We start from the raw sequence: 24,302 nt of genomic DNA on the forward strand, positions 1-24,302 counted from the left end.
TGGATGGTCACCCCTGCCGGCTCACGAAGGTTCGCGAGATGTCTGCCGCATCGGTCTTCCCACAGCTCGAAGCTCTGCTCCCGCATGTGCAGAAGCCCATCCAGTACGTCGGCGGTGAGCTGAACTCCACCGTCAAGGAGTGGGACAGCTGCGACGTCCGCTGGACCCTCATGTACCCCGACGCCTACGAGGTCGGACTCCCCAACCAGGGCGTCATGATCCTTTACGAGGTGCTCAACGAGCGCGAAGGCGTCCTCGCCGAGCGCACGTACAGCGTCTGGCCCGACCTCGAAGCGCTGATGCGCGAGCACGACGTGCCGCAGTTCACCGTGGACAGCCACCGCCCCGTCGGCGCGTTCGACGTCTTCGGGCTGAGCTTCTCCACCGAGCTCGGCTACACCAACATGCTCACCGCCCTGGACCTCGCGGGCATCCCGCTGGAGTCCAAGGACCGCACGGTGGACCACCCGATCGTCCTCGCGGGCGGCCATGCCGCGTTCAACCCCGAGCCGATCGCGGACTTCATCGACTGCGCGGTCGTCGGCGACGGCGAGCAGGCCGTCCTGGAGATCACCGAGATCATCCGTGCCTGGAAGGCAGAGGGCCGCCCCGGCGGCCGCGACGAGGTGCTCTTCCGGCTGTCGAAGACCGGCGGCGTCTACGTCCCGCGCTTCTACGACGTCGAGTACCTCCCCGACGGCCGTATCGGCCGCGTCGTGCCCAACCGGTCCGGTGTGCCGTGGCGCGTCTCCAAGCACACGGTGATGGACCTCGACGAGTGGCCCTACCCCAAGCAGCCCCTCGTCCCGCTCGCGGAGACCGTGCACGAGCGGATGTCCGTGGAGATCTTCCGCGGCTGCACCCGCGGCTGCCGTTTCTGCCAGGCCGGCATGATCACGCGCCCCGTGCGGGAGCGAAGCATCACCGGCATCGGCGAGATGGTCGAGAAGGGTCTCAAGGCGACCGGCTTCGAGGAGGTCGGCCTCCTCTCGCTCTCCTCCGCCGACCACAGCGAGATCGGCGACATCGCCAAGGGCCTCGCCGACCGCTACACCGAGGACAAGGTCGGCCTCTCGCTGCCCTCGACCCGCGTCGACGCGTTCAACGTGGACCTGGCCAACGAGCTGACCCGCAACGGCCGTCGCTCCGGTCTCACCTTCGCCCCCGAGGGCGGCTCCGAGCGCATGCGCAAGGTCATCAACAAGATGGTCTCGGAGGAGGACCTGATCCGCACGGTCGCCACCGCTTACGGCAACGGCTGGCGCCAGGTGAAGCTGTACTTCATGTGCGGCCTGCCCACCGAGACCGACGAGGACGTCCTGCAGATCGGCGACATGGCGGTCAACGTCATCGCCAAGGGCCGCGAGGTCTCCGGCCAGAACGACATCCGCTGCACCGTCTCCATCGGCGGCTTCGTCCCCAAGCCGCACACCCCCTTCCAGTGGGCCCCGCAGCTCAGCGCCGAGGACACCGACGCCCGGCTGAAGAAGCTCCGGGACAAGATCCGCGGCGACAAGAAGTACGGCCGCTCCATCGGCTTCCGCTACCACGACGGCAAGCCCGGCATCGTCGAGGGCCTCCTCTCGCGCGGCGACCGCCGCGTCGGCTCCGTCATCCGCGCGGTCTACGAGTCCGGCGGCCGCTTCGACGGCTGGCGCGAGCACTTCAGCTACGACCTCTGGATGAACTGCGCCGAGAAGACGCTGCCCGAGTTCGGGGTCGACGTCGACTGGTACACCACCCGCGAGCGCACCTACGAGGAGGTCCTGCCCTGGGACCACCTCGACTCCGGCCTGGACAAGGACTGGCTCTGGGAGGACTGGCAGGACGCACTCGACGAGACCGAGGTCGAGGACTGCCGCTGGACCCCCTGCTTCGACTGCGGTGTCTGCCCGCAGCTCGACCTGGACATCCAGATCGGCCCGACCGGCAAGAAGCTCCTGCCCCTCAGCGTCGTGAACAAGTAGCCCGCATCGGCGAGAGCGCGGTGACGCGGAGGCCCGGTCCCGGCAACTGCGGACCGGGTCTTCGCGTCCTTCACGACATGGACGACGGAGAGCACCAGCATCTGGACCGGTACGCGCCCGAGACCGCCCCGAACAGGCTGGTCAGGGTCGTGGTGCGGGTCGTGGTGCTCGTCCTGGTCCTGCCCGTCCGCATGGTCTGGGATCTCCTGGCCGCCGGCTGGCACACCTTCGACCGGGTCGTGCTGCCCCCGGCCGCACGCGGGCTCGCCGCACTGGCCAGGGGGCTGGGGCGGAGCCTGGAGTGGCTGTTCAGCGGCATCGGCTGGATGGTGGGGATGCTCATCGGCGTCCTGGTGCTGATTCCGCTGAGGTGGCTGTACACCTCGGTGCTCACACCGCTGGGCCACGGCCTGCGCTGGATCGGCACCGCCCTGCTCGCCCCGGCCGCGCGCGGTCTCGGAACCGGCCTGGCGTGGCTGCTCACCACGCTGCTCGTCCGGCCGGTCGCGGGCCTGTGGCGTCACGTGATCGTCCCGGTGGTGCGCTACGGCCTGGTCGTCCCGGTGGTGTGGCTGTACGGGAACGTCCTCACCCCGCTCGGCCTCGGTACGGCCTGGGCTCTGGGTCAGCTGTGGCGGGGCACGGCGTGGGCCCTGGGCACGTTGTGGCAGGGCACGGCCTGGGTCCTCGGCCAGGTCTGGCGGGGGATCGCGGCCACCGGACGCGGGCTGGGCATCGCTGCCCTCTGGCTGGTGATGACGCTGCTCGTGGCCCCCGCCTCCTGGACGTACCGCCTGATCCTCGCCCCGGTCGGCCGGGAGATCGCCGCCGCGTCGGAGGTCGCCTGGCGGATCGCCGGGTACGTCTCCCGGGCCGTCGGCCGGGCCATCGCCTGGCTCGCGTGGCACCTGATCGGCGCACCCGTCTCCTGGGCGTACCGCACCGTCTGCGTCCCCGTCGGCCACTTCGTGCGCGACTCCGTATGGGCCCCGGCCCGGCGTGCCGCCGCCGAGGCGGGCCGGGCCGCCCGAGGGGCCCTCGCGACCGCCCGGGAAACCGTGCGCCAGGCCCGCCGCGACGCCTGGCGGGCGCTGGTCGGTGGCACGGACGGCGCACGGTCCCGGGAACCGCTGGGAGTCCCTGCGCGTACTCTGGGTAGTACAACGACTGTCCCCAGCGCGGCGCAGGCGTCCGAGACCCCTCTGGTCGGCGAGAAATTCGTCAAGCGGGGGTGAGCCGGAGCGGCACCCGGGGGACACCCGAATTTCGTGGGCGGCGCGCCACCGCGCCCGCCCCGCACCAAGGAGAAGAACCACTGGGCAAGCGACAGCCCGAAGGCCCGCCGCCCGCACCGGCAGTGCAGCGCATCCGCTTGCGCTACACCAAGCGCGGCCGCCTCCGGTTCACCAGCCACCGAGACTTCCAGCGGGCCTTCGAGCGGGCACTGCGCCGCTCCGAGGTGCCGATGGCGTACTCGGCGGGCTTCACCCCCCACCCCAAGGTCTCCTACGCCAACGCCGCACCCACCGGCACGGGCAGTGAGGCGGAGTTCCTGGAGATCGCCCTCACCGAGGCGCGGGACCCCGAGGTCCTGCGCGGACTGCTCGACGAGTCGATGCCGGACGGCCTCGACATCATCGACGCGGTGGAGGCCCGCACCTCGGGCCTCGCCGAACGGCTCACCGCCTCCGTCTGGGAGATGCGCCTGGACGGCGTCGACCCCGAGGACGTCCGCACCGCCGTGGCCGCCTTCGACGACGCCGAGACCGTAGAGGTCCAGCGCAAGGCGAAGAACGGCATCCGGACGTTCGACGCCCGCGCCGCCGTCGCCGACCTGCGGGTCGTCGACGCTCCGGCCGATAGGCCGGGCGAGCGGCCCTGTGCGATACTGCGCCTGGTTGTTCGGCACGTGACACCTGCCGTGCGGCCCGACGACGTCCTGTCCGGTCTCCGAGCTGTGGCCGACCTGGCGCCGCCTGTCCCCGCTGCGGTGACAAGGCTGGCGCAGGGGCTCTTCGACGAGGAGTCCGGCACGGTGACCGACCCGCTCGCGCCTGACCGCGAGGCCGCCCCGACCGCAGATTCCGCGGTCGCCGGGGCAGCCGTCGCGACGGTGCCGGAAGGTGCAGGTTCCGCGTAAGGCGGTCGTCGTAGCGCAGCCCTCCGACTCGGGAGCCACCTGGGTCGGGCCGCGCACTGACCCACAAGACTTTCGCCAGGCCGTACGCACACCGCATACGGAACCGGCGAGCCAGACATCAGTTCCCGTGCGGCGCCCGCGCCCCGGACGGCGGTATCGCACCACAGCGGACCGTGCCGGACCGGAATCAGACGCGGCGCCCGGGAGCACGACGGGAGAACCGCCCGCATGCCTCAGCCGAACGAACCCGGCACGACCGGGAACAACGAAGAGAACACCCCCGGCGACAAGCTGCCGCCGCGCCGCAGGCGCCGCGCCGCTTCCCGCCCGGCGGGCCCGCCCGGCGGAGCCGTGGCCCCCGCCGAGGACGTCACGCCGGCCATACCGGCCGACGGGTCCGCCGCCCCGGCCGCGGACGACACGCCCGGCGAGACCGTCGCCGAGACCGCCCCGCCCGCGCGTACGCGCCGCCGCGCCGTGCGTAAGGCCACCGCACCCGCCGGCGCCCCGGAGCCGGTGGAGGGCACCCCGGCCGCCGAGCAGCCCGCCGCGGTCGCGGAGGCCCCCGCGCCGGCCGCCGCCCAGGAGGAGCCCGCCGCACCCGCGCCGCGCACCCGTCGCCGCGCGGTCCGCAAGGCGACCGCTCCGGCCGGTGCGCCGGAGACCGCCGAGGCCCCCGCCCCGGTCGTCGAGACCGCGGCCGAGCCCGTCGCCGACCTCGACCCCGAGGCCGGCGACCCCGAGGAAGAGACCGTGGTCGCCGTGGAGATCCCCGAAGAGGCCCCCGCGCCCCGACGCCGTCGCGCTTCCCGTAAAGCCACCGCCCCCGCGGGCGCCCCGCCGGCCGCGGAGGCTGCCGTCGTGGTCGCGGCCGAGCCCGCCGTGCCCGCTGTCGCGCCCGAGCCCGCCGCCGAGCCGGAGCCCGCGGAGGCCCCTCGCGGCCGTGCCCGCCGCCGTGCCTCCGCCCCGGCCGGTGCGCCCCAGGCCGCCGCGCCCGTCGCCGAGCCGGTGACCGAGCCGGCGCCGGTCGCCGAGGCCCCCGGCGCCGAGGCGGAGGCCGCGGAGGAGACCCCCGCCCCGCGCACCCGCCGCCGCGCTTCCCGCAAGGCGTCCGCGCCGGCCGGTTCGCCGCAGGCCGCCGCCGAGCCGGTCGAGAACGCCGAGGAGCCCGTCGAGGCCGGGGAGAGCCTGCCCGCCGCCGTCGCCGAGGAGCTCGCCGCCGAGGTGGAGGAGGTCGAGGAGGCCGCCCCGCGCGGACGCCAGCGCCGCCGGGCCACCGCCGCCGGTCGCCCCGAATTCACCACGAAGCCCGAGGAGCCGACCCGCAGGGGCCGGCGCGCGACGCGCCCCGCTGTCGCCGTCTTCCAGGCCCCGGTCTTCGCCGAGCCGATGTTCCAGACACCCGAGACCGCGGCCGCCGCCGCTGCCGCGGCCGGTTCGGCCTCGCCGTACGACGAGGCCGACGAGGTCGAGGAGCAGCAGACCACCGAGGCCGAGCGGAGCGCCGCGCCCGCCGAGGCCGCGCCGCAGGGCGGTTCGCGCCGCCGTCGCCGCCGCCGTGGTGAGGCCGCCGAGGCCGAGCAGCAGGCCGCCGAGCCCGCCGCCCCGGTGGCGGCGCCCGCCGAGCAGCCCGCCGACGAGGCCCCCGAGGCCGAGGCGGACGAGCACGAGGGCGAGGACACCGACGAGTACGGCGACCGCCCCTCGCGCCGTCGCCGTCGTGGTGGCCGTCGCCGCCGCCGTGGCGAGGCCAACGACGTGGACGACGAGCAGAGCGCCGAGGACGCGCCCGCGCCGTCCCGTGCCGAGGAGCCCCGCTCCGAGGACGAGGAGGACCGGGTTCAGGACGCCGACGACAACGACGAGGACGACGACTCCTCGGCCTCCGGGTCGAGCAGCAGCCGCCGTCGCCGCCGTCGCCGTCGCCGCAGCGGTGACGCCTCCGCCGAGGCCGACCACGGCACCACCGACGACCCGGAGCGTACGGTCGTCAAGGTTCGCGAGCCCCGCAAGAAGGAGGAGCGCGAGCCGGGCACCGGCTTCGACGAGGTCCAGTCCATCAAGGGCTCGACCCGAATGGAGGCCAAGAAGCAGCGCCGCCGCGAGGGCCGCGAGCAGGGCCGCCGCCGGGTCCCGATCATCACCGAGGCGGAGTTCCTCGCCCGCCGCGAGGCCGTCGAGCGTGTGATGGTCGTCCGCCAGAGCGGCGAGCGCACCCAGATCGGCGTCCTCGAGGACAACGTGCTCGTCGAGCACTACGTCAACAAGGAGCAGGCCACCAGCTACGTCGGCAACGTCTACCTGGGCAAGGTCCAGAACGTGCTGCCGTCCATGGAGGCCGCCTTCGTCGACATCGGCAAGGGCCGCAACGCCGTCCTGTACGCCGGTGAGGTCAACTTCGAGGCGCTCGGCATGGCCCACGGGCCGCGCCGCATCGAGACCGCGCTCAAGTCCGGCCAGTCGGTCCTGGTCCAGGTGACCAAGGACCCGATCGGCCACAAGGGTGCGCGTCTGACCAGCCAGGTCTCGCTGCCGGGCCGCTACCTCGTCTACGTGCCCGAGGGTTCGATGACCGGGATCAGCCGCAAGCTGCCCGACACCGAGCGCTCCCGCCTCAAGACCATCCTCAAGAAGATCGTCCCCGAGGACGCGGGCGTCATCGTGCGCACCGCCGCCGAGGGCGCGAGCGAGGACGAGCTGCGTCGTGACGTCGAGCGGCTCCAGGGCCAGTGGGAGGACATCCAGAAGAAGGCGAAGGGCACCAGCGGCTCCAACGCGCCGACGCTGCTCTACGGCGAGCCGGACATGACCGTCCGGGTCGTCCGCGACATCTTCAACGAGGACTTCTCCAAGGTCATCGTCAGCGGCGACGAGGCGTGGGAGACCATCCACGGTTACGTCTCGCACGTCGCACCCGACCTGACGGAGCGGCTCTCCCGCTGGACCTCCGAGGTGGACGTCTTCGCGACGTACCGCATCGACGAGCAGCTGATGAAGGCGCTGGACCGCAAGGTCTACCTGCCCAGCGGCGGTTCGCTGGTGATCGACAAGACCGAGGCGATGATCGTCGTCGACGTCAACACCGGCAAGTTCACCGGCCAGGGCGGCAACCTGGAGGAGACCGTCACCAGGAACAACCTGGAGGCGGCCGAGGAGATCGTGCGCCAGCTGCGGCTGCGCGACCTCGGCGGCATCGTCGTCGTCGACTTCATCGACATGGTGCTGGAGTCCAACCGGGACCTGGTGCTGCGGCGTCTGCTGGAGTGCCTGGGCCGCGACCGCACCAAGCACCAGGTCGCCGAGGTCACCTCGCTGGGCCTGGTCCAGATGACCCGCAAGCGGGTGGGTCAGGGTCTGCTGGAGTCCTTCTCCGAGACCTGCGTCCACTGCAACGGGCGTGGCGTCATCGTCCACATGGAGCAGCCGACCTCCGTCGGCGGCGGTGGTGGCGGCAAGAAGTCCAAGAAGCGCGGCCGCGGCGGCGCGGGCCAGGACCACGAGCACGGTCACGAGCAGGACCACGGCCACGACGAGCACGCGGCCGAGCCCGGCGAGACCGAGTCCGAGGCAGAGCTGGCCGCCGAGGTCGCCGCCCCGGTGTCCCTGGCGGACCTGGAGCCGGCCGCTGACGAGGAGTTCTACAGCAGCCCCGCCGAGGCCGAGGCGGCCGCCACGCGCGGCCGTGGCCGCCGTCGGGCCTCCCGCAAGGCGTCGGCCCCGGCCGGCGCCCCGAAGGCCGAGGCGCCCGCCCCGGCCGTCGAGACCACCGTCGCCGAGGCCCGGCCCGAGCCGGCCGTGGACGCACTCGCCGAGGTTCCGGTCGCGGAGGCCCCGGAGGCTTCGGTCGAGGCCGCACCCCAGGGGCGTACGCGCCGTCGGGCCACCCGTAAGGCGACCGCCCCGGCGGGTTCGCCGAAGCAGGCCGAGGCCGCGGAGCCGGTCCCGTCGGCCGAGCCCACCACGGACCCGGTCGCGGTCGAGGACCCGGTCGTCGAGGCGCCCGCCGCCGAGACGCCGGCCCCCGAGGTCCCGGAGGAGAAGGCCCCCGAGGCCGAGGCCCCCGTGGCCGCTCCGCCGCGTGCCCGGCGCCGGGCGACCCGCAAGGCCACCGCTCCGGCGGGCTCGCCCACCGGGTCGGACGACGCCGAGGTCGTCGTGGTCGTTTCGGCGCCCGAGGAGAAGGCCCCGGAATCCGACGGTCAGGCAGCCGAGGCGGTCACGGAATCCGGAACGTCGGGATCCGCATCCGAATCCGCGGAACCGGCCCCGGCGAAGAAGACGGCCCGCAAGACCGCCGCCAAGAAGGCCCCGGCAAAGAAGGCGGCGGCCAAGAAGACCGTCGCGAAGAAGACCGCCGCCAAGAAGACGACGGCGAAGACGGCCGCGAAGAAGGCGACGAAGAAGACCGTCGCCGCCGAGCAGTCGTCGCCGTCCGTAACGGCTTCCGCGTCTTCCGCGGAGGGTGAGCCGTCGGCAAGCTGATGAATCCGTAACCGGTTGTTCATCTTCAGGTGTCCCGCTCCGAGCACGTCGGAGCGGGACACCTGCTTTGTTTCAGAACTGATGCAGGAGGTGGTTAACGAGCCCGAAATGGGTCAAGAAATCCCTGATAATGTGACGACGGTTGCCATGCGTGTGAGCGTTCTTCACGGAAACTACGGGTGGTGACAAGGCCCGGCGAAGATACCGACCGGGCCCGGATTCCTCGGCAGGGCGTCGGCATCGCGCCGGTGGGGTTACGCGCGACCTCGGTAAGACGTCCCGCACCTCGGAGCTCTGCCTGGTAACGAGCTCTTGCGGTGTTCAAGGAGGACGTTCATGACGAGCATCAACGAGCAGCCGATTCCTGCTGCCCGCCCGGTCATCGGGGAAGACGAGATCGAGGCCGCGGTACGCGTGCTGCGCAGCGGTCGCGTCGTGCAGGGCCCGGAAGTCGCGGCTTTCGAGGAAGGCTTCTCGCGCCTGGTCGACGACCGGCACTGCGTCGCGGTCAACTCGGGCACCTCGGCCCTCCATCTGCTGCTGCTCGCGCTGGGCATCGGCCCCGGCGACGAGGTGATCGTCCCCTCCTTCTCCTTCGCCGCCTCCGCGAACGCGGTCCGCCTCGTCGGCGCCGACGTGGTGTTCGCCGACATCGAGCCGGGCAGCTTCGGCCTCGACCCGGCCGCGGTCGAAGCCGCGATCACACCGCGCACCGCCGCGATCATGCCGGTGCACCTCTACGGTCACCCCGCGGCGATGGACCAGCTCATGCCCATCGCGGACAAGCACCAGCTCGCCGTGGTCGAGGACGCCTGCCAGGCCCACGCGGCGGCGCTGAACGGCACCCCCGTCGGAGCGTTCGGCGCGGGCGGCACCTTCAGCTTCTACCCGACCAAGAACATGCACTCGCTCGAAGGCGGCATGGTCACCACGGCCGACGCCGAACTGGCCCGCACCTTGCGCCTGCTGCGCAACCAGGGCATGGAGCAGCGGTACGCCAACGAGATCGTCGGCGCCAACATGCGGATGACCGACGTGTCCGCCGCCGTCGGCCGCGTACAGCTCGGCAAGGTCGAGGGCTGGACCGAGCAGCGCCGCGCCAACGCCGCGTACCTCGACGCCCACATCACCGCCCCGGCCGTCACCACGCCGCCGGTGGCGAAGGGCGCCCGGCACGTCTACCACCAGTACACCGTGCGGATCAGCGGCGACCGGGACGCCGCGATGGCCAAGCTCACCGAGGCGGGCATCGGCAACGCGGTCTACTACCCGACGCCGATCCACCGGCTCAAGCCCTACTGGGAGCCGGACCAGAAGGCCGGCCGCACCTGGGACCTGCCCGAGACCGAGAAGGCCGCCGCCGAGGTCGTCTCGCTGCCCGTCCACCCCTCGCTCACCGAGGGCGACCTGGAGCGGATCGCCGCCGCCGTGAACTCCCTGGGGGAGAACCTGTGACCGCCGCACTGAAGGCCGGGCTGATCGGCCTCGGCTCCATGGGCCGCCACCACGCCCGCGTCCTCGCGAGCCTGGAGGGCGTCGAACTGGTCGGCGTCGTCGACCCGATGGGCGACAAGAACGGCTGGGCCCAGGGCGCCCCCGTCCTGTCCACCGTCGAGGAGCTCATCGCCCTCGGCGTCGACTACGCCGTCGTCGCCTGCCCCACCGGCCTGCACGAGGAGGTCGGCCTCCAGCTCGCCGACGCCGGCGTCTGCGCCCTGGTGGAGAAGCCGCTCGCGGACACCGTCGAGGGCGCACGCCGCCTCGTCGACGCCTTCGAGTCGCGCGGCCTGGTGGCCGGCGTAGGCCACATCGAACGCTGCAACCCGGCCCTGCTCTCGCTCCGCGCCCGCCTGGAGGCCGGCGAGCTGGGCGACGTCTACCAGGTCGTCACCCGCCGTCAGGGCCCCTTCCCGCACCGGATCGCCGACGTCGGCGTGGTCAAGGACCTGGCCACCCACGACATCGACCTGACGGGCTGGGTCACCGGCCAGGCGTACGCCTCGATCGCCGCGCACACCGTCTCCAAGTCGGGCCGCCCGCACGAGGACATGGTCTCCGCCGTGGGCCAGCTGTCCGACGGCACGATGGTCAACCACCTGGTCAACTGGCTGAGCCCGCTCAAGGAGCGGTTCACCTCGGTCACCGGCGAGCGCGGCTGCTTCATCGCCGACACCCTCACCGCCGACCTCACCTTCCACTCCAACGCCGCGGTCACCACCGAGTGGGAGGCGCTGCGCGCCTTCCGCGGGGTCTCCGAGGGCGACATGATCCGCTACGCCATCCCCAAGCGCGAGCCGCTGCTCGTCGAGCACGAGCTCTTCCGCGACGCTGTGCAGGGCAAGCCCGCCGACATCTGCACCCTGCGCCAGGGGCTGCGTACCGTCGAGGTGGCGACATCGCTGCTCGACTCGGCCAACCGTGGCCGGACCGTCGTATTCGAGACAGGAGAGCCCGCCCGTCATGGCGATTGACAGCTCGGCCGCAGGGCCGGAGCACAGTGCCCGGGGAAAGATTGTCATGCTCGTCGACAACGGCGTCAACGGCGATTCCAGGGTGCAGAAGGAAGCCCGCTCAGCGGCGGAGGCCGGCTGGGACGTGGTGCTCCTGGGCAAGTCGCCCACCAAGAAAACCCAGACGTGGCGGCTCGGCGACGCCCAGGTCCGCCTGCTACATGTGCCGACGCCCCTGCACCGCCGCCGTCATGAGTACCGCAGGGCCGTGCTGCGTTCGCCTCTCGCGTATCCGCCCGGTCCGCTCGCGGAGTACCGCAAACAGCGGATGAAGGCCTGGCGCGCCGAGCTGAACGTGCGGAGCGTCGAGGCCAAGCGCGCGAAGTCGTCGCTGAGTGCCGTGCGTCTGCTGCCGCCGCGTCTGATGGCTAAGGTGCTGAGCAAGTGGGTGCACCTCCGGGCTGGCCGCACCGAGGCGCTAGCACAGCGTCGCAAGAGCATGGACTCGCCGCTGGACCGTTTCACCACGGCCTTCTGGGTCCGCGCCATGGGCGATCGGGCCTGGCGGCGCCTCGACCCGGCCCTGTGGGACTTCGAGCTGGCGTACGGGAAGGTCATCGACCGACTCGCGCCCGACGTGATCCATGCCAACGACTTCCGCATGCTCGGCGTGGCCGCGCGAGCGAAGCTGCGCGCTGAGGCGAAGGGCCGGCAGGTCAAGCTCCTCTGGGATGTGCACGAGTTCCTCCCCGGTATCAAGCCGTGGAACCCGCACCCGCGCTGGCACATCGCGCAGTGCGGGCACGAGCGGGAGTACGCTAAGTACGCCGACGCCGTCACCACCGTCTCCGGCACCCTGGCCGAGATGCTGGTCGCGCGCCACGGACTGAAGGCGCTGCCGGAGGTGGTGCTCAACGCGCCGGACGCCGAGATCTCGCCGGAGCAGGCCGCGGAGGCGGTGCCTGACCTGCGCGAACTGTGCGGCATCGGCCCGAACGTCCCGCTGGCGGTCTACAGCGGTGCCGCGGCGCCGCAGCGCGGCCTCGATATCATGATTGAGGCGCTGCCACAGCTCCCCGGTACGCACGTGGCCTTCGTTGTCCTGCGGCCCAACTCGGCGTACATGCAGGAGCTGACGGAGCGCGCCGCCGAGCTGGGCGTCACCGAGCGGCTGCACATCCTGCCGTATGTGCCGCACTACCAGGTGGTCCCTTTCCTGTCCTCGGCCGACGTGGGCGTCATCCCCATCCACCACTGGCCGAACCACGAGATCGCCCTGATCACCAAGTTTTTCGAGTACTCCCACGCCCGACTGCCGTTCGTGGTGAGTGACGTCAAGACGATGGGGGAGATGGTCGCCCGGACCGGCCAGGGCGAGGTGTTCACGGCCGAAGACGTCTCCGACTACGTACGGGCGGTCAAGTCGGTGCTCGCCGACCCCGCGAAGTACCACGCTGCCTACGAACGTGAAGGGCTGCTGGAGAACTGGACCTGGGAGGCCCAGGCCGAGGTCCTGGACGGTGTGTACACGCGGCTCGTCGGAGGGACGCCGGTGAAGGCGCAGCAGCCGAGCTCCCAGGTGATGGCATGAGACGAGAGCCTGATGTCACCGTCGTGGTCGCCGTCTACAACACCATGCCGTACCTCACGGAGTGTCTGAACTCCCTGATCCGGCAGAGTATCGGCCTGGAACGGCTGGAGGTCGTGGCCGTCGACGACGGGTCGACGGACGGCAGCGGCGCGGAGCTCGACCGGTTCGCCGAGCTCCACCCCGAGGTGGTGAAGGTGGTCCACCAGCCGAACTCCGGGGGCCCCGCCGTGCCCAGCAACCGGGCGCTGGACGTGGCCACCGGCCGTTTTGTCTACTTCATGGGCGCGGACGACTACCTTGGCGAAGAGGCGCTGGAGCGGATGGTCTCTACCGCCGACGCCAACAAGTCCGACGTGGTCGTCGGCAAGATGGTCGGCACGAACGGGCGTTACGTCCACCAGAAGCTGTACACGGGCAACCGTGACGTCACCCTCGACGACTCCGAGCTGCCTTACACCCTGGCCAACACCAAGCTCTTCCGCCGGGAAATGGTTGAGAAGCACGGGCTCCGCTTCCCCGAGGACATGCCGGTCGGCAGCGACCAGCCGTTCACTATCGAGGCGTGCGTCCGGGCCCGGAAGATCTCCGTGGTCTCCGACTACACCTGCTACTACGCGGTCAAGCGCGGCGACGCGAGCAACATCACCTACCGGGCGAACCACCTGGCCCGGCTCCGCTGCGTCCAGCGGATCATGGAGCACACGGCCACCCTGATCCCCGCAGGCCCGCGGCGAGACGCCGTGTTCAAGCGGCACTTCGACTGGGAGCTGACCAAGCTCCTGCAGAAGGACTTCCCGGCCCTCGACGCCGACATCCGCCGCCAGGTCTGCGAGGGCGTCGGCGCGCTGGTGGACGCCTACTTCACCGACGGTCTGCGCGACGGCACCGGAGTCAAGCGCCGGGTACGCTTCGGCCTCGCCCGCAGCGGCGCCGTCCAGGAGCTCACCCGCGCCATCGCGGACGAGACCGAGCACGGAGCGCCGCCCTTCCTGCTGGAGGGCGACCGCGCCTTCGCCCTCTACCCCGGATTCCGGGACCCGGCCGTCGGCCTCGACGACCGGTACTACGAGGTGCTCGGCGAGACCGTGGCCGGCCGCCTCTCCGCGGGTACGCGACTGGAGTCGGCCGACTGGGAGCAGCACGGCACGGAGCTCGCCTGCGTCGTGAAACTGCGCGTCGGCATCACCGGCGACCCGTCCTCGGCCGTCGTCGTCCTCGCCCAGGGCGCCATGCCGGACAGCGCGGACAAGCCCGGCGCGCGCAAACTCCCGAAGGACGCCGCACGCCCGAAGCGCGTCGGTACGCTCACCACCGAAGCGGCCGAGGACGGCGGCACCCTGCTGACCGCCCGTATCCCACTCGCACCCGCGCGGGCCAAGAGGGGCGTCCGCCTCTACGTGGACGTCGCGGGCTCCCCGTACGAGATCCCGGTCCGCACCGAAGGGCAGCCGATGCCGCTGGCACGCCGCTGGGGGACCACCGACCCCCACCGCGTGGCCGCGAACACCAACACCAAGGGCCGGCTCGTGATCACGACGGCCCCCCTGCGGGAACCGAAGCCCGGTGTGGGCGCACGGCTGCGCCGCACGCTGTCCAGGTCGAAGAGGAAGTAATCCGATGAATATCTGTGTAGTCGCGCTCGGCAAGATCGGACTTCCGCTCGCCGTGCAGTTCGCCGCCAAGGGCCACAAGGTCATCGGCGCGGACGTCAACGAGAAGGTCGTCGAACTCGTCAACGCGGCCACCGAGCCGTTCCCCGGTGAGCACGACCTCGACGTCAAGCTCAAGGAGACCGTCGGCGCCGGTCTGCTCTCCGCCACGACGGACACCACGGCCGCGGTCGCCGCGTCCGACGCCGTCGTGGTCGTCGTCCCGCTCTTCGTGGACGCCGAGGGAACCCCCGACTTCGGCTGGATGGACGCCGCCACCAAGGCCATCGCGGCGGGCCTGAAGCCCGGCACCCTGGTCAGCTACGAGACGACGCTGCCGGTCGGCACCACCCGTACCCGCTGGGCGCCGATGCTGGCCGAGGGCTCGGGCCTGACTCCCGGCGAGGACTTCCACCTGGTCTTCTCCCCGGAGCGCGTGCTCACCGGCCGGGTCTTCGCCGACCTGCGCCGCTACCCCAAGCTCGTCGGCGGCATCGACGAGGCGTCCGCCGAGCGCGGCGTCGCCTTCTACGAGGCCGTCCTCGACTTCGACGAGCGCGAGGACCTGCCCCGCCCCAACGGCGTCTGGGACCTCGGCACGGCGGAGGCCTCCGAGCTGGCGAAGCTCGCCGAGACCACCTACCGCGACGTCAACATCGGCCTGGCCAACCAGTTCGCCCGGTTCGCCGACCAGAACGACATCGACGTCAAGAAGGTCATCGAGGCCTGCAACAGCCAGCCCTACAGCCACATCCACCAGCCCGGCATCGCCGTCGGCGGCCACTGCATCCCGATCTACCCGCGGATGTACCTGTGGAACGACCCGGAGGCCACCGTCGTGCGCTCGGCCCGCGAGGCCAACGCCGCGATGCCCGCGTACGCCGTCGACCTGCTGGCCGCCGCCTACGGCGACCTGGACGGCGCCGGGGTCCTGGTGCTGGGCGCCGCCTACCGCGGCGGCGTCAAGGAGACCGCGTTCTCCGGCGTCTTCGGCGTCGTCGAGGCCCTGAAGGCACGCGGCGCGGTGCCGTTCGTCTCGGACCCGATGTACACCCCTGAGGAGCTGACCGCGCTGGGCCTCGTCCCGCACGACGGCCACCAGGCCGTCACCGCCGCGATCCTCCAGGCCGACCACGCCGAGTACCGCGAGCTGTCCGCCGCCGACCTCCCGGACGTCCGTGTCCTGGTCGACGGCCGTCGCACCACGGACCCGGCCAACTGGGCGGGCGTACGCCGCGTCGTCATCGGCGGCTAACTCGTCCGAACACGCGGTGAGGGCGGGTGCCCGGCCAGGTACCCGCCCTCACCGCGTGTTCCGCGGGTGTCTCTCAGCGCTCGGACAGCACGCCGTCGCTCTCCTCGTACACCGCCCCGCTCTGCGGGCACTCCCACACCCCCGGCGCGCCCTCGCGCGCGACCAGGCGGACCCCGCTGCGGCCGACCCAGCCGATCTGCCGGGCGGGCACACCGACGACCAGTGCGAAGTCGGGGACGTCCTTGGTGACCACGGCGCCGGCCGCGACCATCGCCCACCGGCCGATACGGACCGGCGCGACGCAGACCGAGCGGGCCCCGAGCGAGGCGCCCTCGGCGACCTTCACGCCGACGGCCTCCCAGTCGCCGCCGCGCTTCTGCTTGCCGTCCGGGTCGACCGAGCGGGGGTTGTGGTCGTTGGTGAGGACGACGGCGGGTCCGACGAAGACGCCGTCGCCGAGCTCGGCGGGCTCGTACACGAGCGCGTAGTTCTGCAGTTTCACGTTGTCGCCGATGCGCACACCGGTGCCGACGTACGCGCCGCGGCCGACGACGCAGCCCTCGCCGAGCCTCGCTCCCTCACGGATCTGCGCCAGCTCCCAGACGCTGCTGCCCGCCCCGATCTCGGCGGTCTCGTCGACCTGGGCGGTGGGCTGGACCCTGTAGTTCACGGCATGCCTTTCGGAGAGCTGATGCGCCCGCACAGCATAAGGCGGGCGGTCCGTCGCCTCCCCGGGCCGGAGACGGGTCTTCGCCCGCCCATCCCGGTTTGACCCCCACACCCCCGCCCCGTAACCTTGACCCTCGGTGTGTTTCCTTAACGCGCCTACCCCTGAGCACATCCCTCCCGGTAACGGTCGGTGTTCGCGCCGTCCGCCAGGAGAGGCCGCTCATCCTTCCGGATCGACTCGGGCCCCGGCCCGTGCGAGCGGCTGGCATCAGGGGATCCGTTCCGAGCGAGAGAGAGATCCGCGTGTACGCCATCGTGCGCAGCGGTGGTCGCCAGCACAAGGTAGCTGTCGGCGACATCGTTGAGGTTGACAAGATTTCCACTGCCAAGGTTGGCGACACGGTCGAGCTCTCGACCCTGCTCGTTGTCGACGGTGACGCGGTCACCAGCGACCCGTGGGTGCTGGACGGCATCAAGGTCACGGCCGAGATCGTGGACCACCACAAGGGCGCGAAGATCGACATCCTTCGCTACAAGAACAAGACCGGCTACCGCCGTCGCCAGGGTCACCGCCAGCAGTACACGGCGATCAAGGTCACCGGTATCCCCGCGGCTGCGAAGTAAGGGACTGAGAACACATGGCACACAAGAAGGGCGCATCGTCCACTCGGAACGGGCGCGATTCCAATGCTCAGCGGCTCGGCGTGAAGCGCTTCGGCGGTCAGGCCGTCAACGCCGGTGAGATCCTGGTCCGCCAGCGTGGCACCCACTTCCACCCGGGCACGGGCGTCGGCCGTGGCGGCGACGACACGCTGTTCGCGCTGACCGCCGGTGCGGTGGAGTTCGGTACGCACCGTGGCCGCAAGGTCGTGAACATCGTTCCGCTCGCCGTCTGAGTTTCCCGACGCGCGCAGAACGGCACACAGCACCTTCCGAGGGCGGATCTCAGCTTTCCCGGCGAACGGGGAAGCGGGTCCGCCCTCGGCGTGTTACGACAGAGACAATTCCGTATTTTCCTGCTGTACCTGGAGGCACCAACCATGACCACCTTCGTGGACCGCGTCGAGCTGCATGCCGCCGCGGGTAACGGAGGCCACGGCTGCGCCTCCGTCCACCGTGAGAAGTTCAAGCCGCTCGGAGGCCCCGACGGGGGCAACGGCGGACGCGGCGGCGACGTGATCCTGGTCGTCGAGCAGTCCGTGACCACCCTGCTGGACTACCACCACAGCCCCCACCGCAAGGCCACCAACGGCCAGCCCGGCGCCGGTGACAACCGCTCCGGCAAGGACGGCCAGGACCTGGTCCTGCCCGTGCCGGACGGAACCGTGGTGCTCGACAAGGCCGGGAACGTGCTCGCCGACCTCGTCGGCCAGGGCACCACCTTCGTGGCCGGTCAGGGCGGCCGCGGCGGCCTCGGCAACGCGGCACTGGCCTCGGCCCGCCGCAAGGCCCCGGGCTTCGCGCTGCTCGGCGAGCCGGGGGAGAGCCGGGACATCGTCCTGGAGCTCAAGACCGTCGCCGACGTGGCGCTCGTGGGCTACCCGAGCGCGGGCAAGTCCTCGCTGATCTCGGTGCTCTCCGCTGCCAAGCCGAAGATCGCGGACTACCCGTTCACCACCCTCGTGCCGAACCTCGGCGTCGTCACCGCCGGCTCGACCGTCTACACCATCGCGGACGTCCCCGGGCTCATCCCCGGCGCCAGCCAGGGCAAGGGCCTCGGCCTGGAGTTCCTGCGGCACGTCGAGCGCTGCTCGGTGCTCGTGCACGTCCTGGACACCGCCACCCTGGAGTCCGACCGTGACCCCGTCTCCGACCTCGACATGATCGAGGAGGAGCTGCGGCTGTACGGCGGCCTGGAGAACCGGCCCCGCATCGTCGCCCTCAACAAGGTCGACATCCCGGACGGCCAGGACCTCGCCGACATGATCCGCCCCGACCTGGAGGCCCGCGGCTACCGCGTCTTCGAGGTCTCCGCCATCGCGCACAAGGGCCTCAACGAGCTCTCCTACGCGCTCGCCGGGATCATCGCCGAGGCGCGTGCCGCCAAGCCGAAGGAAGAGGCGACCCGCATCGTCATCCGCCCCAAGGCCGTCGACGACGCGGGCTTCACCGTCACCCTGGACGACGAGGGCATCTACCGGGTGCGCGGCGAGAAGCCCGAACGCTGGGTCCGCCAGACCGACTTCAACAACGACGAGGCCGTCGGCTACCTCGCCGACCGGCTCAACCGCCTCGGCGTCGAGACCTCCCTGATGAAGGCGGGCGCCCGGGCCGGCGACGGCGTCGCGATCGGCCCCGAGGAGAACGCGGTCGTCTTCGACTGGGAGCCGACCGTGACCGCCGGCGCCGAGATGCTCGGCCGCCGCGGCGAGGACCACCGCCTGGAGGAGCCGCGCCCCGCCGCGCAGCGCCGCCGGGACCGTGACGCCGAGCGCGACGACGCGGAGAAGGAGTACGACGAGTTCGACCCCTTCTAGTGCCGCGTCAGCCAAGGTTCGCCCCGTCGCGACGCCCGGCACGCACTCTCGCCGCACCGGCCGAAAGCCCGAGTACGTCCAGTACGAGGGCTTCCCGGAGGTGCCCAACCTCCCTGGCCAGAGGGTGAACTGCGGGTTTCCGCAGGACGATCGGCGAACGACGTCCACCTTGCGAGACGGTCACGGAGAGTGCGACCATCACACTGTTCCCCCGTCATAGCAAGGTAGGTCGTCTGTGTCTGTGCCGCATGAAGCCAAGCCCCGGACCACAGCGGTCGTGCTCGCCGGTGGGACCGGCCAGCGCGTGGGCCTGTCGATCCCCAAGCAGTTGCTGAAGATCGCCGGCAAGGCCGTCATCGAGCACACGCTGACCATCTTCGAGAACGCCGAGGGCATCGACGACGTCATCGTGCTGATGGCGCCCGGTTTCGTGCCCGAGGTCGAGAAGATCGTCGCGAAGGCCGGACTGACCAAGGTCACCCGGATCATCGAGGGCGGCAACACCCGCAACGAGACCACCGAGCGCGCCATCGCGGCCCTCGGTGAGGGCCTCGCCGAGGGCGAGGACCGCAACGTCCTCTTCCATGACGCGGTGCGCCCCCTGCTGTCACAGCGTGTGATCACGGACTGCGTCGACGCGCTGGACCGCTACCAGGCCGTCGACGTCGCCATCCCGTCCGCGGACACGATCATCGTGACCCGCACGCACGGTGAGGACGGCGAGTTCATCACCGAGGTGCCCGACCGCTCCCGGCTGCGCCGCGGCCAGACGCCGCAGGCCTTCAAGCTCTCCACGATCCGCAGGGCGTACGAGGTCGCGGCGGGGGATCCCAACTTCCAGGCCACCGACGACTGTTCGGTGGTCCTCAAGTACCTCCCCGACGTGCCGATCTACGTGGTCGCGGGCGACGAGTACAACATGAAGGTGACCCAGCCGGTCGACGTCTTCATCACCGACAAGCTCTTCCAGCTGGCCTCCACCGCCGCCCCGCGCCAGGCCGACGAGGCCGCCTACCGGGAGCTCCTCACCGGCAAGACCCTCGTCGTCTTCGGCGGTTCGTACGGCATCGGCGCCGACATCGCGTCCCTGGCCGAGGCCTACGGTGCGAACGTCTACGCGCTGGGCCGCTCCACCACCGGTACGCACGTGGAGAACCCGGAGCACGTGGACGACGCGCTCTCCAAGGCTTACGCCGAGACCGGACGGGTCGACTACGTCATCAACACCGCGGGCGTTCTGCGGATCGGCAAGCTGGCCGAGACCGACAACACGACGATCCAGGAAGCGCTCAACGTCAACTACCTGGCACCCGTCCAGATCGCCCGCGCCTCGTACAAGTACCTGGCGGAGACGAAGGGCCAGTTGCTGCTCTACACCTCCAGCAGCTACACCCGGGGCCGTGCCGAGTACAGCCTCTACTCCTCCACCAAGGCCGCCATGGTCAACCTCACCCAGGCGCTCGCCGACGAGTGGGCGGGCGACGGCATCCGGGTCAACTGCGTGAACCCGGAGCGCACCGCGACCCCGATGCGGACCAAGGCGTTCGGCCAGGAGCCCGAGGGCTCGCTCCTCTCCTCGGAGGCCGTGGCGCGCACCTCGCTGGACGTCCTGCTCTCCGCGCTGACCGGTCACGTCATCGACGTACGGCAGCAGGACCCGACGGCCGGGGCCGCCGATTCCTCCGGTTTCGAGCAGGCCCTGGCCTCCGTGCTGGACCGCCAAGCAGATGTGTAATAATTCTTGACAAATGTGCTTATCCGGGCCTCTGTTGTCGCTTTGCGCGACGGCAGAGGCCCGAATGCGTGAAGCCGCACCTTCACATTTCCGCCAATACGTGAATCAACCGGCACCCCCTGGAGCAGGTTCTTCGTGATCTCGACAGCCATTCGCCTGGCCCGTGTGGGCAGCAGGTCGGAACTGGCGGCAGCGTTGTTGATGGGGCTGGGATATCCCTGCGTCATGCTTGCCGCGCTCATTCCCCACATCTGGTTCTTCGCGGCGGCCACCGCTGTCACCTATGCCGCCGACTGGTATCTGCACCAGCGGGGGAGTTATCTGGTCAACCGCCTGGGCAAGGTGCGGGCCGGGCTGTCGATCCGCTTCCTGCTGCGGCAGCTGATGGTCATCCTGCTGCTGGCCCGCATGGATCTCGCCGAGGAGCCGCTGTTCTACTCGGCGGTGGCCTGCTTCCTGCTCTTCTACGGGCTCCAGGCGCCGCACGGCGCCCTGGCGACCCTGATCCGGCTCCGCCGCACCATGCCGGTCGTCACCCGCAACGTGGACCTGCACGCGGTCCGCATCCCCGACGCCCCGCCCGGCGCGCTGCTGCGGCGCTCCGCCGAGAAGATGCTGCACCTCGACATCCCGGCCGTGGTGGGCATCCTGATCGCCGCCGGGACCGGTGAGGACGTCATCGGCTACGCGGGCATCGGCCTGACGCTGCTGCTGGCCCTGCTCTACCTCGCGCTGCTCTTCCCGTACATGCGCCGAGGCCGGCTGGCTCCTCCGGCCCCCACCGTGCTCAAGGCCGTCGACACCTGGCTGCGCGAGTACCAGCCGACCGTGGTGCTCTACTTCTCCGGCTCCAACGAGTCCGCCTACCAGGGCAACATGTGGCTGGAGACCATGGCCCGGATCGAGGGCCGCCCGCTGATCATCATGCGGGAGCGCGGACTCGTCCCGCAGCTGGCCGAGACCTCCGTCCCGGTCATCTGCGTCCCGGCCGGCACCCACCTGATGAACCTGGACCTCTCGACCGTCCGGGTCTGCCTGTATCCCGCCAACGTCGGCAAGAACATCCACATCCTGCGGGTCCCGACGATGAAGCACGTCTTCATCGGCCACGGCGACAGCGACAAGCTCGCCAGCGTCAACCCGTACTCCAAGGTCTACGACGAGGTCTGGACCGCGGGCCGGGCCGGCCGCGACCGCTACGCGCTGGCCGACGTGGGCGTCCGCGACCAGGACATCGTCGAGGTCGGCCGTCCGCAGCTGGAGCCCATCAGGAGCTGGACGGGCGCGGTGAAGAACCCCATCCCGACCGTGCTGTACGCGCCCACCTGGGAGGGCTGGGACGACAACCCGGGCAACACCTCGCTGCTGCTGGCGGGCGAGAACATCGTGCGCCGGCTGCTGAACGCCGCGGACCCGGTCCGGATCATCTACAAGCCGCACCCCTTCACCGGCATCCGCAGCGGCAAGGCCAAGGCCGTCGACGCCCGGATCCGGGCGATGCTGGAGAAGGCCGCCGCCGAGCGCGCCGCCGAGCCCCGCTGGGTGAAGGAGGCGTCGTCGGCCGCCGCGGGGCAGCGCGCCGCCAAGGCCGAGCTGGCCCGGATCGAAGCCCGGCTCGCGCAGCTCGCGGCCACCAGCAACGCCGGTGGCGACGACGCGGAGGAGTCGCGGATCTCGCTCGCCGACCCCGCCCGCGAGGCCGAGAGCGCCCAGCTGCGGGCCGAGTGGAACGACGCCTACTGGCGCTCCTTCGGCTGGTGGGAGCACCGTACGGTGACCGGCGCGCAGCCCAAGCTGTACGACTGCTTCAACGAGTCCGACGCCATGGTTTCGGACATTTCCAGTGTGGTCTCCGACTTCATCGCCAGCGGCAAGCCGTACGCGGTCACCGACTCCGCCGCACTCGGAGCCGACGAGTTCAAGCGGCAGAACACCGCGGTGCGCGCCGCGGTCATCCTCTCCAACGGGGCCGAGGAGCTCGACGAACTGCTGGCCGCGGTGGCCGACCCGGCGGCGGACACGCTGGCGGAAGCCCGCCGCGAGCTGAAGACCTACCTCCTGGGGCCGGACGAGCCGACCTCCATGGAGCAGTTCAACGCCGCGGTACGGGCGCTGGCCGCCAAGGCCGAGGCCCGCAACCTTGGCGTCGCCCAGCGGCTCGGCGAGCAGGCCGTGGCGGTGCCGGACGCGGAGGCCGTCACCAGCGGTGTCGGGACCGGTGATCCGCAGGCTCTCGCCGCGGCCGACGCCGCGGCGGACCCGGACGCTCCGGACGCACCGGAGGCCGAGGCGGCAGCGGAGGCGGAGGCGGAGACCGCCCTCACCGAGGGGACCTCGTCCGTGCGCTGAGCGCTGTAGCGACGCACGGCCGAGCGCCGCACACCTGATCGAACTGGCTGAAAAGCAGGCAACCCCGATCGCGACCCGTACGTCTCTCCTGGGGGAGGGATGTACGGGTCGTTCGGCGTGGCGATGCATAAAGAGTGCAGAGTCGGGCAATCTGCCTTCTTTCGTGATCAAATCGACAGGTGCACATGCCCGACATGCCCAGGAAGAACGATGAGCCCGATGTCAGTGTGATCATCGGAGCTTATGACGCGATGCCCTACCTGGTCCGGTGCCTGGAGTCCGTCGAGGCGCAGACCATCGGCGCGGACCGTATGGAGATCGTCGCGATCGACGACGGCTCCACCGACGGCACCGGCGCCTGCCTGGAGGAATTCGCCGCCCGGACCGCGATTCCCATGAGAGTCGTCCGCCAGGAGAATTCCGGCGGCCCCAGCGGGCCACGTAACCGGGGCCTCGACCTCGCCCGCGGCCGGTACGTCTTCTTTCTGGACGCGGACGACTACTTCGGCGAGGAAGCCCTGGAACGCATGGTCGCCATGGGTGACCGGGCGGGCACGGACGTGGTGCTCGGGAAGATCGTCGGCGTCAATCGCGGTGCCGCGAAGTCCATGTGGAAAAAGACCGTCGAGCGCGCCGACCTGTATTCCTCCAACATCAAATTCACCTTGAGCGCGCAGAAACTCTTCCGGCGCGACCTCCTCGTACGCCTCGGCATGACCTTCGACGAGAAGCTGAAGACGGGCGAGGACGCCCTGTTCACGATGGAGGCGTATCTGCGCGGCAACGGGGTCTCCGTCGTCGCCGACTACACCTGCTACTACCTGGTGGGCCGCGAGGACCGCAACCAGATGACCAGGAAGGGCAGCTACAAACGCCGCTTCGACTCGGCCCGCGCCCTCATGGGGCTCATCGCCGAGTACGTGCCCCCCGGCCCCCGGCGCGACGCCCTGATGGTGCGGCCCTTCGTCATCACGCTGCTGCCGCAGTTCGGCCCCGGACTGGTGAAGCAGAAGGACGAGGTACGCGAGCGGAAGATGGCGCTCGCCGCCCCCCTGATGAAGGCGTACTGGACACCGGAGCTCGGCCGCAACCTCAAGGTGAACGAACGGCTGCGGCTGATGTGCCTCGCCGAGGGCCGGCTCGACCTGCTCCTGGACGTCGCGGCCTTCCTGCGCGACAAGAAGGAGCCCGAACTCGTCCGCCGGGGGAGCCCGCCCCGACTCCACCTCGCCTACCCGCACTTCGGCGAGAGCTCCGTGCTCCCCGACCGGGCGTACGAGGTGACCGTCACGGAGTGGGTCGGCGGCCGGCGCATCGAGGCGCCGCAGGCCGGCCCCCGCGTCTCCTTCGCCCGGCGCGTGGTCCGCAAGGCCCGCCGTACGGTGCTCAGCGCCCTGCGCACCCCGCGAGCGCACCGCGTCTGAACCGGACCCCGGGGGAGCCCCGGACCCTTCTCCCCGCCCCGGTGACGACCGGGGCGGGTTCGTCCTGTGAGAGGTGTCACGTCATACTGTTGGGCAACCATGAGACGGTTGGAG

General features: G+C 71.0%; 16 protein-coding genes. 15 read left to right on the forward strand and 1 reads right to left on the reverse strand.

Features of this window, described 5'->3' with window-relative positions:
• The first annotated feature begins 38 nt into the window (after nucleotides 1–38).
• From IG90_RS0118355 to IG90_RS0118395, 9 genes are all read left to right on the forward strand, one after another.
• Nucleotides 39–1,967, forward strand: coding sequence for a TIGR03960 family B12-binding radical SAM protein (locus IG90_RS0118355; protein ID WP_030585321.1), 1,929 nt, complete (start codon nucleotides 39–41; stop codon nucleotides 1,965–1,967).
• Between the two features lie 77 nt (nucleotides 1,968–2,044).
• The gene (locus IG90_RS0118360) at nucleotides 2,045–3,202 is read left to right on the forward strand and encodes a hypothetical protein (protein ID WP_030585324.1); all 1,158 of its coding nucleotides are present in this window, start codon (nucleotides 2,045–2,047) and stop codon (nucleotides 3,200–3,202) included.
• A 122-nt stretch (nucleotides 3,203–3,324) separates the two neighbouring features.
• Nucleotides 3,325–4,107, forward strand: coding sequence for a TIGR03936 family radical SAM-associated protein (locus IG90_RS0118365; RefSeq protein WP_030585327.1), 783 nt, complete (start codon nucleotides 3,325–3,327; stop codon nucleotides 4,105–4,107).
• A 228-nt stretch (nucleotides 4,108–4,335) separates the two neighbouring features.
• Nucleotides 4,336–8,589, forward strand: a complete 4,254-nt coding sequence (locus IG90_RS0118370; protein ID WP_030585330.1) for an Rne/Rng family ribonuclease — start codon at nucleotides 4,336–4,338, stop codon at nucleotides 8,587–8,589.
• Nucleotides 8,590–8,925: 336 nt separating this feature from the next.
• Nucleotides 8,926–10,044, forward strand: coding sequence for a DegT/DnrJ/EryC1/StrS family aminotransferase (locus tag IG90_RS0118375; protein WP_030585332.1), 1,119 nt, complete (start codon nucleotides 8,926–8,928; stop codon nucleotides 10,042–10,044).
• The gene (locus IG90_RS0118380) at nucleotides 10,041–11,060 is read left to right on the forward strand and encodes a Gfo/Idh/MocA family protein (protein WP_030585335.1); all 1,020 of its coding nucleotides are present in this window, start codon (nucleotides 10,041–10,043) and stop codon (nucleotides 11,058–11,060) included. The genes IG90_RS0118375 and IG90_RS0118380 overlap by 4 nt, the downstream gene beginning before the upstream one ends.
• The gene (locus IG90_RS0118385) at nucleotides 11,050–12,630 is read left to right on the forward strand and encodes a glycosyltransferase family 4 protein (RefSeq protein ID WP_030585336.1); all 1,581 of its coding nucleotides are present in this window, start codon (nucleotides 11,050–11,052) and stop codon (nucleotides 12,628–12,630) included. The genes IG90_RS0118380 and IG90_RS0118385 overlap by 11 nt, the downstream gene beginning before the upstream one ends.
• Nucleotides 12,627–14,243: a glycosyltransferase family 2 protein gene (locus tag IG90_RS0118390; RefSeq protein WP_030585339.1), complete on the forward strand. Its 1,617-nt coding sequence runs from the start codon at nucleotides 12,627–12,629 to the stop codon at nucleotides 14,241–14,243. Before IG90_RS0118385 ends, IG90_RS0118390 begins: the two co-directional genes overlap by 4 nt.
• A 4-nt stretch (nucleotides 14,244–14,247) precedes the next feature.
• Nucleotides 14,248–15,534, forward strand: a complete 1,287-nt coding sequence (locus IG90_RS0118395) for a nucleotide sugar dehydrogenase (RefSeq protein ID WP_030585342.1) — start codon at nucleotides 14,248–14,250, stop codon at nucleotides 15,532–15,534.
• Nucleotides 15,535–15,607: 73 nt separating this feature from the next.
• Here IG90_RS0118395 and IG90_RS0118400 read toward each other — a convergent pair whose 3' ends face one another.
• A complete protein-coding gene (locus IG90_RS0118400; protein WP_030585345.1) occupies nucleotides 15,608–16,204 on the reverse strand; it encodes an acyltransferase in 597 nt (198 codons plus the stop codon).
• Between the two features lie 302 nt (nucleotides 16,205–16,506).
• Here IG90_RS0118400 and rplU point away from each other — a divergent pair, with 302 nt between their 5' ends.
• The 6 genes from rplU (at nucleotide 16,507) to IG90_RS0118430 (ending at nucleotide 24,188) form a co-directional block, all read left to right on the forward strand.
• Entirely contained in the window at nucleotides 16,507–16,827 is a 321-nt protein-coding gene (gene rplU / locus IG90_RS0118405) for a 50S ribosomal protein L21 (RefSeq protein WP_003969204.1), read from the forward strand.
• Between the two features lie 14 nt (nucleotides 16,828–16,841).
• Complete coding sequence (gene rpmA, locus IG90_RS0118410) at nucleotides 16,842–17,099, forward strand: 50S ribosomal protein L27 (protein ID WP_015608479.1); 258 nt, start codon at nucleotides 16,842–16,844, stop codon at nucleotides 17,097–17,099.
• A gap of 144 nt (nucleotides 17,100–17,243) precedes the next feature.
• Nucleotides 17,244–18,680, forward strand: coding sequence for a GTPase ObgE (obgE, locus tag IG90_RS0118415; RefSeq protein WP_030585349.1), 1,437 nt, complete (start codon nucleotides 17,244–17,246; stop codon nucleotides 18,678–18,680).
• Nucleotides 18,681–18,915: 235 nt separating this feature from the next.
• Nucleotides 18,916–20,415, forward strand: coding sequence for a bifunctional cytidylyltransferase/SDR family oxidoreductase (locus tag IG90_RS0118420; RefSeq protein WP_030585352.1), 1,500 nt, complete (start codon nucleotides 18,916–18,918; stop codon nucleotides 20,413–20,415).
• A gap of 225 nt (nucleotides 20,416–20,640) precedes the next feature.
• Nucleotides 20,641–22,764, forward strand: coding sequence for a hypothetical protein (locus tag IG90_RS0118425; RefSeq protein ID WP_233436000.1), 2,124 nt, complete (start codon nucleotides 20,641–20,643; stop codon nucleotides 22,762–22,764).
• Between the two features lie 185 nt (nucleotides 22,765–22,949).
• On the forward strand, nucleotides 22,950–24,188 hold the full coding sequence (locus IG90_RS0118430; protein WP_030585358.1) for a glycosyltransferase family 2 protein: 1,239 nt from the start codon (nucleotides 22,950–22,952) through the stop codon (nucleotides 24,186–24,188).
• Nucleotides 24,189–24,302 lie beyond the last annotated feature (114 nt).

The organism is Streptomyces anulatus (genome assembly GCF_000721175.1).
Taxonomy (GTDB): Bacteria; Actinomycetota; Actinomycetes; order Streptomycetales; family Streptomycetaceae; genus Streptomyces; species Streptomyces anulatus_C.

Excerpts from the sequence above, each read along its gene's own strand:
- IG90_RS0118355 (WP_030585321.1), top strand. The coding sequence starts at position 39 with ATGTCTGCCGCATCGGTCTTCCCACAGCTCGAAGCTCTGCTCCCGCAT.
- IG90_RS0118360 (WP_030585324.1), top strand. The coding sequence starts at position 2,045 with ATGGACGACGGAGAGCACCAGCATCTGGACCGGTACGCGCCCGAGACC.
- IG90_RS0118370 (WP_030585330.1), top strand. The coding sequence starts at position 4,336 with ATGCCTCAGCCGAACGAACCCGGCACGACCGGGAACAACGAAGAGAAC.
- IG90_RS0118375 (WP_030585332.1), top strand. The coding sequence starts at position 8,926 with ATGACGAGCATCAACGAGCAGCCGATTCCTGCTGCCCGCCCGGTCATC.
- IG90_RS0118385 (WP_030585336.1), top strand. The coding sequence starts at position 11,050 with ATGGCGATTGACAGCTCGGCCGCAGGGCCGGAGCACAGTGCCCGGGGA.
- IG90_RS0118390 (WP_030585339.1), top strand. The coding sequence starts at position 12,627 with ATGAGACGAGAGCCTGATGTCACCGTCGTGGTCGCCGTCTACAACACC.
- IG90_RS0118395 (WP_030585342.1), top strand. The coding sequence starts at position 14,248 with ATGAATATCTGTGTAGTCGCGCTCGGCAAGATCGGACTTCCGCTCGCC.
- rpmA (WP_015608479.1), top strand. The coding sequence starts at position 16,842 with ATGGCACACAAGAAGGGCGCATCGTCCACTCGGAACGGGCGCGATTCC.
- obgE (WP_030585349.1), top strand. The coding sequence starts at position 17,244 with ATGACCACCTTCGTGGACCGCGTCGAGCTGCATGCCGCCGCGGGTAAC.
- IG90_RS0118425 (WP_233436000.1), top strand. The coding sequence starts at position 20,641 with ATGCTTGCCGCGCTCATTCCCCACATCTGGTTCTTCGCGGCGGCCACC.
- IG90_RS0118430 (WP_030585358.1), top strand. The coding sequence starts at position 22,950 with ATGCCCGACATGCCCAGGAAGAACGATGAGCCCGATGTCAGTGTGATC.